General features: G+C 59.0%; 8 protein-coding genes. 7 read left to right on the forward strand and 1 reads right to left on the reverse strand.

Annotated elements, in window-relative coordinates; translation table 11 throughout:
* The first annotated feature begins 22 nt into the window (after positions 1 to 22).
* Positions 23 to 775 (forward strand): alpha/beta fold hydrolase, encoded by a 753-nt coding sequence (locus VL688_02020; GenBank protein ID HTL46820.1) that lies wholly within the window; start codon positions 23 to 25, stop codon positions 773 to 775.
* Positions 776 to 825: 50 nt separating this feature from the next.
* Here the strand turns inward: VL688_02020 and VL688_02025 are convergent, their stop codons facing one another.
* A complete protein-coding gene (locus tag VL688_02025) occupies positions 826 to 1,605 on the reverse strand; it encodes an inositol monophosphatase family protein (protein HTL46821.1) in 780 nt (259 codons plus the stop codon).
* A gap of 197 nt (positions 1,606 to 1,802) precedes the next feature.
* On the opposite strand from VL688_02025, the gene VL688_02030 reads away from it, so the two are divergent.
* The 6 genes from VL688_02030 to VL688_02055 form a co-directional block, all read left to right on the forward strand.
* Complete coding sequence (locus VL688_02030; protein HTL46822.1) at positions 1,803 to 2,903, forward strand: isocitrate/isopropylmalate dehydrogenase family protein; 1,101 nt, start codon at positions 1,803 to 1,805, stop codon at positions 2,901 to 2,903.
* A gap of 5 nt (positions 2,904 to 2,908) precedes the next feature.
* Entirely contained in the window at positions 2,909 to 3,844 is a 936-nt protein-coding gene (mdh, locus tag VL688_02035) for a malate dehydrogenase (GenBank protein ID HTL46823.1), read from the forward strand.
* Positions 3,845 to 3,892: 48 nt separating this feature from the next.
* Entirely contained in the window at positions 3,893 to 6,646 is a 2,754-nt protein-coding gene (gene acnA / locus VL688_02040) for an aconitate hydratase AcnA (GenBank protein ID HTL46824.1), read from the forward strand.
* Positions 6,646 to 7,170: a gamma carbonic anhydrase family protein gene (locus tag VL688_02045; GenBank protein ID HTL46825.1), complete on the forward strand. Its 525-nt coding sequence runs from the start codon at positions 6,646 to 6,648 to the stop codon at positions 7,168 to 7,170. The genes acnA and VL688_02045 overlap by 1 nt, the downstream gene beginning before the upstream one ends.
* Before the next feature lie 86 nt (positions 7,171 to 7,256).
* A complete protein-coding gene (locus VL688_02050) occupies positions 7,257 to 8,429 on the forward strand; it encodes a citrate/2-methylcitrate synthase (GenBank protein HTL46826.1) in 1,173 nt (390 codons plus the stop codon).
* Positions 8,426 to 9,226 (forward strand): ATP-grasp domain-containing protein (locus VL688_02055; GenBank protein ID HTL46827.1); only part of this gene is annotated, 801 nt, incomplete at its 3' end. The genes VL688_02050 and VL688_02055, both read left to right, overlap by 4 nt.

Genomic DNA, 9,226 nt, shown 5'->3' on the forward strand with positions numbered 1-9,226 from the left:
TCTGGGATTCCTGCTGAAATTTATGATCACATCCATGATTTTTTTTCCGGACAAGACGGTTTACGAAACGCCGTCGGACTACGGCCTTTCCTACGAAGACGTTTCGCTTGCGATCTCGTCGAAGGTCAAGCTGCACGGCTGGTTCCTGAAAGCGCCGGAAGAAAAGGGCGTGATTCTTTTTTTGCACGGCAATGCGGGCAATATTTCGGCGCGGGTGTTCAAGGCCAAGGGATGGGTGAAGCGCGGGTATTCGATGTTTCTCGTGGATTACCGCGGCTTCGGGAAGAGCACGGGCAGCATTCAGCATCAGGACGATGTTCTTCAGGACGCGTCAGCGGCCCTGGATTGGCTCATGAAGGAGAGAAAGTATCCCGCGGAAAAAATCGTTCTCTACGGCGAATCGCTGGGCACGCATCCCGCGATACGCCTTGCCGGAAAATTTCCCGTGGCCGCGGTGATCCTCGAAGCGCCGTACCCATCCTTCATCGAGCTGGGGAAACTCCATTATCCTTTTGTTCCCAGCAGCATGATCCAGGACTTTGCTTTCGACAATGTGCGGTATATTCCCGAGATCAAGGCCCCGCTTTTCGTGCTGCACGGCACGCATGACGAGATCTGCCCGTATGCCATGTCGCAGCAGCTCTTCGAAAAAGCCCCGCAGCCCAAGGAATTCATGACCGTGGCTGAGGGCGTGCACAATGATCTTCCCATGAAAGCGGGAGAGAATTATTGGAACAAGCCCGTGGAATTCATTGAAAGATATCGCAGGACGTAACCCCTCTCCTTTGTCCTCTCCCCTGAGGGGAGAGGGAAGGGTGAGGGGAGTCAGGTTGTTTTTTTGAGGATTTCGATCATCTCGGCGTGCAGCAGACCGTTGGTGGCGAGGTTGCCGTGGTCGTTCAGGCCCAGAGGTTTTCCCGTGTAGTTCGTAACGCGCCCGCCCGCTTCTTCCACGATCAGCATGCCCGCGGCCTTGTCCCAGGGCTGCAGGTTCTTTTCATAGAAGGCATCGTAGCGCCCGCACGCGACATAGCACAGGTCGATCGCGGCCGCGCCCGCGCGCCGGATGCCCTGGGTCGTCATCAGGAAGTCCTTGAACGTCGCCAGGTAATAATCCGCATTCTCGCGCACGTCATACGGAAAACCCGTGGCGATCAGCGACTCGGAGAGTTTTTTCACCTGCGAAACGCGGATGGGTTTGTCGTTCTTGAACGCGCCCTTGCCTTTTTCCGCGAAAAAGAGCTCGTCGCGGAAGGGATCGTACACGCCGCCCATGCGAACGACACCTTCATGCTCGAAGCCGATGGAGACACAGGAGACCGGATAGCCATGCGCGAAGTTGGTCGTGCCGTCGACTGGGTCCACGATCCAGCGCGAAGGCGAATTGCCGAAAGCGGGGGATTCTTCCGTGAGAAAAGCGTGGTCGGGGAAGTCTTTCTGCACGGCCGCGATGATGGCCTTCTCGCAGGCGCAATCCGTTTCGGTCACGAGACTTAGTTCGGATTTTTTCTGGATGTCTTTAGGCCTGTCGATGGCCTCTTTCATGAGGGACCCGGCCTCGCGCAGGGCCTTAAAGAGCGTGCTTTTAATTTGGGGATAATTCATATACAATAACTTTCAATTTTTTTGAGGGTTTATCCGCACGTAAAAGCGGCGGTAGCTTGTGTTTAAGGTTTCTACCATAAAAGTAGAAGAAATTAAATAACAGAAAATCCCTCGCAGGGTCCCCGGAAGATCATTTCCAGTCTCGGATCGGATTCCGGACTTTAGACACGCAATCATATAGAACAAAGGAGCAGGCAATGAAGACTTACAATGTGACCCTGATCCCCGGTGACGGCATCGGTCCCGAACTCGCGGAAGTCGCAAAGAAATGCATTGATGCCACCGGCGTCAGCATTAAGTGGGACATCGAGCACGCGGGCATCGACATCATGGAGAAGGCCGGGACCCCGCTTCCCGACAGCGTCCTCGCGTCCATCCGCAAGAATAAAGTCGCGATCAAGTCGCCCATCACGACTCCGGTCGGCACGGGTTTCCGCTCCGTGAACGTCGCTCTTCGTAAAGAGCTCGACCTCTACGCCTGCATCCGTCCCTGCAAATCTTACGAAGGCGTGCGCTCGCGCTACCAGAACATCGACCTCGTCATCGTCCGCGAAAACACCGAAGACCTCTACGCGGGCATCGAATTCCAGAAGGGCACGAAAGAAGCCGCGGAAATTATCGGCCATATTGAAAGACTATCCAAGCGCAAGATCAGCCCGGATTCGGGCATCAGCATCAAGCCCATTTCCGTTTTCGGTACCGAGCGCATCGTGAAGGCCGCGTTCGAATACGCCCGCAAGTACAAGCGCAAGAAAGTCACCGCCGTCCACAAGGCCAACATCATGAAGTTCACGGACGGCCTGTTCCTGGAAGTGGCGCGCAACGTGGCGAAAAGCTATACCGACATCGAATTCGACGACCGCATTGTCGACAACATGTCCATGCAGCTCGTGCAGATGCCGGACCTGTACGACGTCCTCGTGCTGCCGAACCTCTACGGCGACATCCTCTCCGACCTTTGCGCCGGACTTATCGGCGGCCTCGGCGTCGCGCCGGGAGCGAACATCGGCGACGGCTGCGCGATGTTCGAAGCCACGCACGGCTCCGCCCCGAAATACAAAGGCCTGAACAAGGTCAATCCCGTGGCGCTCATCCTTTCCGGCGTCCTGATGCTTCGTTACCTCGGCGAAGAAAGCGCGGCCGATGCGCTCGAAGGCGCGGTGGCGGACGTCATCCGCGAAGGGAAAGACGTCACGTACGACATGAAAGAAAGCCGCAATGATCCCACGGCCGTCGGCACCCGCGAAATGGGCGACGCCATCATCCGCAAACTCAAAACCGCAAAAGTAAAAGGTTAACTGCCATGAGCAAGCCCAAGGTTACCGTAGTAGGCGCCGGGTTCGTCGGAGCGACGACCGCGCAGCGAATCGTTGAAAAAGACATTGCCGACGTGGTGCTGATCGACGTCGTGGAAGGCCTGCCGCAGGGCAAGGCGCTCGACATGATGGAGTCCGCGCCGGTCGAAGGATTTTCCGCGAAGATCATCGGCACGAACAGCTACGACGACACAAAAAATTCCGACGTGATCGTGATCACGGCCGGCCTCGCGCGCAAGCCGGGCATGAGCCGCGACGATCTCCTGTTCAAAAACGCCGAAATCGTAGGCGGCATCGTGACCGAAGCCGCGCGCCGCTCTCCGAACGCCATCATCATCACGGTCACGAACCCGCTGGACGTCATGACGTATCTCGCCTGGAAAAAATCCGGTTTTGATTCCAAGCGCGTCTTCGGCATGGCCGGCGAGCTGGATTCCGCCCGCTACGCTTACTTCATCGCCGATGAGCTCAAATGCGTGCCCGCGGAAGTTTCCGCGCTGGTGCTTGGCGGACACGGCGACGAGATGGTCCCGGTCCCGAGGTACACGACCGTGCGCGGCATCCCGATCACGGAACTCATTGCGAAAGACAAAATCGAAGCCATCAATCAGCGCACGCGCGACGGCGGCGCCGAAATCGTGAAGTATCTCAAGACCGGCAGCGCGTTTTATGCGCCGTCTTCTTCGGTGGTGCGCATGGTGCGCTCGGTGCTGCAGGACCGCGGCGACGTGATCCCGTCCTGCGTTTATTTGAACGGCCAGTACGGCGTGAAGGACACTTATTGCGGCGTTCCCGCGCGGCTCGGACGCAGCGGCGTGCAGCAGGTGGTCGAACTGAAGCTTGCGCCCGAAGAATTGAAGGCGCTGCAGGTTTCGGCCGATCACGTGCGCGAAAATTGCGGAAAACTGAGCGTCCCGGTTTAAATTTTCGGAAGGCCTGCCCCCGCCTTTCCCCAACCCATCAGAAGAGCCATGAACAGTTGCGGCGCCAAGTCAGACCTCAAAGCAGGCAAGAACACGTACACGATTTACCGGCTGGACGCGCTGAAAAAAGCCGGCCTTTCCCTCGAAAAGCTCCCGTATTCCATCCGCATTCTTCTGGAAAACCTGCTGCGCAATGAAGACGGCCTTTCCGTGCGCAAGGAAGACATCGAAGCGCTGGCGAAATGGGACGCGAAGAAAAAGTCCGACAAGGAAATCGCGTTCATGCCCGCGCGCGTGGTGATGCAGGATTTTACGGGCGTGCCCGCGGTGGTGGACCTCGCGGCCATGCGCGACGCGATCCGCAAAATGGGCGGCAATCCCGCGAAGATCAACCCGCTTCAGCCCGCGCAGCTCGTCGTGGACCATTCCGTGCAGGTCGACTCGTTCGGCACCGCGACTTCCCTGGAAGAAAACATCAAGAAAGAATACGAGCGCAACGTCGAGCGCTACCAGTTCCTGCGCTGGGGCCAGCAGGCGTTCAAAGATTTTTCCGTGGTGCCGCCGGGAACCGGTATCGTGCACCAGGTGAACCTCGAATACCTCGCGAGTGTCGTGCTCACGCAGAAAAAAGACGGTGCTTTGGTGGCGTGCCCGGACACGCTGGTCGGCACGGACTCGCATACCACCATGATCAACGGCCTCGGCGTTCTGGGCTGGGGCGTGGGCGGCATCGAGGCCGAAGCCGCGATGCTGGGCCAGCCGATTTCCATGCTGATCCCGGAAGTCGTGGGCTTCAAGCTGCACGGCCAGCTTCCCGAAGGCACGACCGCGACGGACCTTGTCCTCACCGTGACGCAGATGCTGCGCAAAAAAGGCGTGGTGGGAAAATTCGTGGAGTTTTACGGCGCGGGTCTGGACAGCCTGCCGCTTGCCGACCGCGCGACCATCGCGAATATGGCGCCGGAATACGGCGCGACCATGGGCTTTTTCCCGGTCGACCAGGAAACGCTCGTCTACCTGAAGCTCACCGGACGCCCGGAAGAAACCGTTGCGCTCGTTGAAGCATATTGCAAAGAGCAGGGCCTTTTCCGCACGCCGCAGTCGCCCGAACCCGTTTATTCCGACACGCTGGAGCTGGATCTCGGCAGCGTGGAAGCCAGCCTTGCCGGGCCGAAGCGCCCGCAGGACCGCGTGCCTCTGAAAAAATCACGCCGCGCGTTCCGCGAAGCGCTCGTCACCATGGTGAAAGCCGCGGATGAATCCGTGGACACCAAGCGCCTCGAGCCCTGGTTCGAAGGCGGCAAGCAGCCCGCCCCGGAATCTTTTTCTTCAGCCGGAAGCCTGGCGCAGGCGGTGGCCGTGCAGGCGGAGCCGCAGTCTTTCCAGCTTCAGCACGGCTCGGTCGTGATTGCCGCGATCACGAGCTGCACCAACACGTCGAACCCCGCGGTCATGCTCGGCGCGGGAATTCTGGCGAAGAAGGCCGTGGAAAAAGGCCTGTCCGTGAAGCCGTGGGTGAAGACGAGCCTCGCGCCCGGCTCCAAAGTGGTCATGGATTATCTGAAGGCCAGCAACCTGCTGCCGTCGCTGGAAAAATTAAAATTTTATCTCGTGGGCTACGGCTGCACGACCTGCATCGGAAATTCCGGGCCGCTGCCCGAAGCGATTTCGCAGGGCATCAACGATAAAAAGCTCGTGGCCGTTTCCGTTCTTTCCGGCAACCGCAACTTCGAAGGCCGCGTGAACCCGGACGTGCGCGCCAATTATCTCGCGTCGCCGCCGCTTGTCGTGGCTTACGCGCTGGCCGGGACCATGGACATCGACCTCCAGCATGACCCGCTCGGCAAAGATCAAAAGGGCAATCCGGTTTACCTGAAGGACATCTGGCCCTCGCAGAAGGAAATCCACGACGCGGTGAAGCTGGTCGACGCGAAAATGTTCAGCAAGCAGTACAGCAGCGTTTTCGACGGCGACAAATTCTGGAAAGAGCTGAAAGTCCCGACCGGCGACACCTTTGCCTGGCAGCCGGATTCGACGTACGTGAAACATCCGCCGTATTTCGAGAACATGCCCGTGAAACCGGAAGCGCTCAAAGACATCAAAGAAGCGCGCTGCCTGGCGCTCCTCGGCGACTCGGTCACGACCGACCACATTTCGCCGGCCGGCAATATCTCCAAAAAATCTCCGGCCGCGCAGTACCTGATGGGCAAGGGCGTGAAGCCGCAGGACTTCAATTCGTACGGCTCGCGCCGCGGCAACCACGAAGTCATGGTGCGCGGGACTTTCGCGAACATCCGGCTGCGAAACCTGCTCGCGCCCGGCACCGAAGGCGGCATGACGTGCCTGCTTCCGGAGCGCTCGCTCACGACGATTTACGATGCCTCGGTCGCGTACCAGCAGCGCAAGACGCCGCTTGTCGTGATCGCGGGAAAAGAATACGGTTCAGGCTCGTCGCGCGACTGGGCGGCCAAAGGCCCCATGCTTCTGGGCGTCAAAGCCGTGATCGCCGAGAGCTTCGAGCGCATCCACCGCAGCAACCTGATCGGCATGGGCATCCTGCCGCTCGAATTTTTGCCCGGGCAAAACTGGCAGTCGCTCGGGCTTACGGGCGAAGAGTTGTTTTCGTTTTACGGCATCGCCGGCGATCTGAAACCCGGAAAGAAGATCAAGGTCACGGCGCTTGACGACAAAGGCACCAAAGAATTCCAGACCGTTTGCAGGATCGACACTCCCGTCGAACTTGCCTATTACCAGCACGGCGGCATCCTGCAGTATGTGCTGCGGCAGCTGTTGGGAAAATAATGAAAAAGCGCCCGCGCGAACCGCTCCTTCCCCGGGTCGGCAAGCGGGTCTTCGTGGATCCTTCCGCCCAGGTTATCGGCGACGTGCGCCTCGGCGATTATTCCAGCATCTGGCCCGGCTGCGTGCTTCGCGGCGATATCAACAAGATCGTGGTCGGCCGCTATTCCAACGTCCAGGACCTTTCGGTGCTGCATGTCGAGCGCGAAAAGGCGTGCATCGTCGGCGATTACGTGGTGGTCGGACACAACGTGGTCCTTCACGCGTGCAAAATCGGAGACCAGTGCCTGGTCGGCATGGGCTCGATCGTGCTCGACGGCGCGGTGCTCGGCAAGGGCGTGCTGCTCGGCGCGGGAAGCCTGGTCACGCACGGCCAGAAACTCGAGGCCGGGCACATGTATTTCGGAAGGCCCGCGAAAAAAGTGCGGAAGCTCTCGCGCGAGGAAATCGCGGGCTTGAAAAAATGGGCCCAGCGCTACGTGCGTTACGCGGCGGACCATCTGGACGGCAAGTTCGCGCGGCTGTAATTTCGCGCGCGCGGTTTTTTTTCGTGATCAAACTTCGAATTTGGATATAATAACCCCTTACTTTATTCAAGGGAATTTGAGGAATTATGGGAACAGCTTCATCATCACCGGCTCCGGCGCAGGACGCGCACAAAGAATCCAAGGTCGTCAGAGGCCTTGAAGGCGTTATGGTCGCGCAGACCTCGCTCAGCCTTGTCGACGGCGAAAACAGCAGGCTTTATTACCGCGGCATCTCGATCGAGGAATTCGTCGGGCGCTCGAATTTCGAAGAGGTCGCGTACCTCCTGTGGTTCGGCAAGCTCCCGAACGCGGCCGAGCTGAAAGATTTCAAGCGCAAGTTCGCCAAAGAGCGCGAAATCTCCAAGGAAGTCCTCGACATCATCAAGAAATTTCCGAAGACCGCGCATCCCATGGCCGCGCTCCGGACCGCGTGCTCGTCCATCGCGCTCTGGGACAAAAAGGCCGAGACCTTCGACCCGGTCGAGACGCAGAAAAAGGCGCTTTGCCTCACCGCGAAATTTCCCACGATCATTGCCGCGATTTACCGGCTGCGCCAGGGCAAGAAGCCCCTCGCGCCTGACCCGAAGCTGTCCCACGCCCAGAACTTCCTTTATATGATGAACGGGAAGCTGCCCGAAAAGGAAATGGAAGCCGCGCTCGACGCGTACCTCATTCTCCTGGCCGATCACGGCCTCAATGCCTCGACGTTTTCGGCCCGCGTCACGACCGCCACGCAATCCGACCTTTATTCCGCGATCACGTCCGCGGTCGGCACGCTGAAGGGCGACCTGCACGGCTCCGCGAACCAGCACGCCATGGAAATGATCCTCGACATCGGCAAGCCGGAAAAAGCCGAGGCCTATGTCATGGACCTTCTCGAGCACAAAAAGAAAGTCATGGGCTTCGGGCACCGCATTTATAAGAAGCAGGACCCGCGCGCCGAGGCGTTTCGCGGCATCGCGCGTGAACTTTGCGAGTCCAAGGGCCAGACCAAGTGGCTGGAAATCTCGAACAAGGTCGAGAAAGTCATGTGGGAGAAGAAACAAATTCCCTGCAACGTGGATTTCTTTTCCGCATCTGTCCTCTACATCCTCGGATTCCCGGTGGATTATTTCACCACGGTCTTTGCCGCGAGCCGCGTGGCCGGCTGGACCGCGCACGTCATTGAGCAGGAAAAAGACAACCGCCTGATCCGTCCCTCGGCCGAGTATGTCGGCCCCATGGGGCAGCATTACGTTCCCATTCAGGAGCGCATGTGAACATTCACGAATATCAGGCCAAGGAAATTTTCGCCCGCTACGGCATTCCCGGCCACAAGCGCGCCGTGGCCTCAACTCCGGACGAAGCTTTCGAAGCGGCGCAGAAGCTCGCGGACGCCGGCCATTATTTCGTCGTGAAGGCCCAGGTGCACGCGGGCGCGCGCGGCAAGGGCGGCGGCATTAAGATCGCCAAGACGCCCGAAGAAGCGCGCGAGAAAGCCGCGGCCATTCTCGGCAAAAATCTGGTCACGCCGCAGACCGGCCCCGAAGGCAAGCCCGTGGACAAGGTCCTGGTCGAAGCGACCTCCGACATCGCGAAGGAATATTACGCGAGCGTGGTGCTGGACCGCAGCTTTGCCAAGCCCTGCCTCATTGTTTCCGAGTCCGGGGGCATGAACATCGAAGAAGTCGCCGCGACTGACCCGTCCAAGATTCTCAAGGCGCATTTCGCCGCCTCCGCCGGGCTTGATCCCGCGCAGGCGCGCCGCACGGCCGACCGTCTCATCAGCGATCCGGCGAAAGCCAAAATTTTCGCGGATATTTTCGTGGCCATGGCCAAGATTTTCGTGGACCTCGACTGCTCGCTCATCGAAATCAACCCGCTGGCGGTCATGAAAAACGGGGAAGTCATCGCGATCGACGCCAAAATCAATTTTGACGAGAACGGCCTTTACCGTCATCCGGAAATCGCGGCGCTCCACGATCCGCGCCAGGAAGACCCGCGCGACCTCGAGGCGCAGAAGCACAATCTCAGCTATGTCGGCCTCACCGGCAACATCGGCTGCATCGTGAACGGA

The organism is Verrucomicrobiia bacterium, assembly GCA_035495615.1.
In the GTDB taxonomy this organism is placed as follows: Bacteria; Omnitrophota; Omnitrophia; order Omnitrophales; family Aquincolibacteriaceae; genus DATJFP01.

Coding starts and splice junctions, on each gene's coding strand:
- VL688_02020 (HTL46820.1), top strand. CDS start 23: ATGATCACATCCATGATTTTTTTTCCGGACAAGACGGTTTACGAAACG.
- VL688_02025 (HTL46821.1), bottom strand. CDS start 1,605: ATGAATTATCCCCAAATTAAAAGCACGCTCTTTAAGGCCCTGCGCGAG.
- VL688_02030 (HTL46822.1), top strand. CDS start 1,803: ATGAAGACTTACAATGTGACCCTGATCCCCGGTGACGGCATCGGTCCC.
- mdh (HTL46823.1), top strand. CDS start 2,909: ATGAGCAAGCCCAAGGTTACCGTAGTAGGCGCCGGGTTCGTCGGAGCG.
- acnA (HTL46824.1), top strand. CDS start 3,893: ATGAACAGTTGCGGCGCCAAGTCAGACCTCAAAGCAGGCAAGAACACG.
- VL688_02045 (HTL46825.1), top strand. CDS start 6,646: ATGAAAAAGCGCCCGCGCGAACCGCTCCTTCCCCGGGTCGGCAAGCGG.
- VL688_02050 (HTL46826.1), top strand. CDS start 7,257: ATGGGAACAGCTTCATCATCACCGGCTCCGGCGCAGGACGCGCACAAA.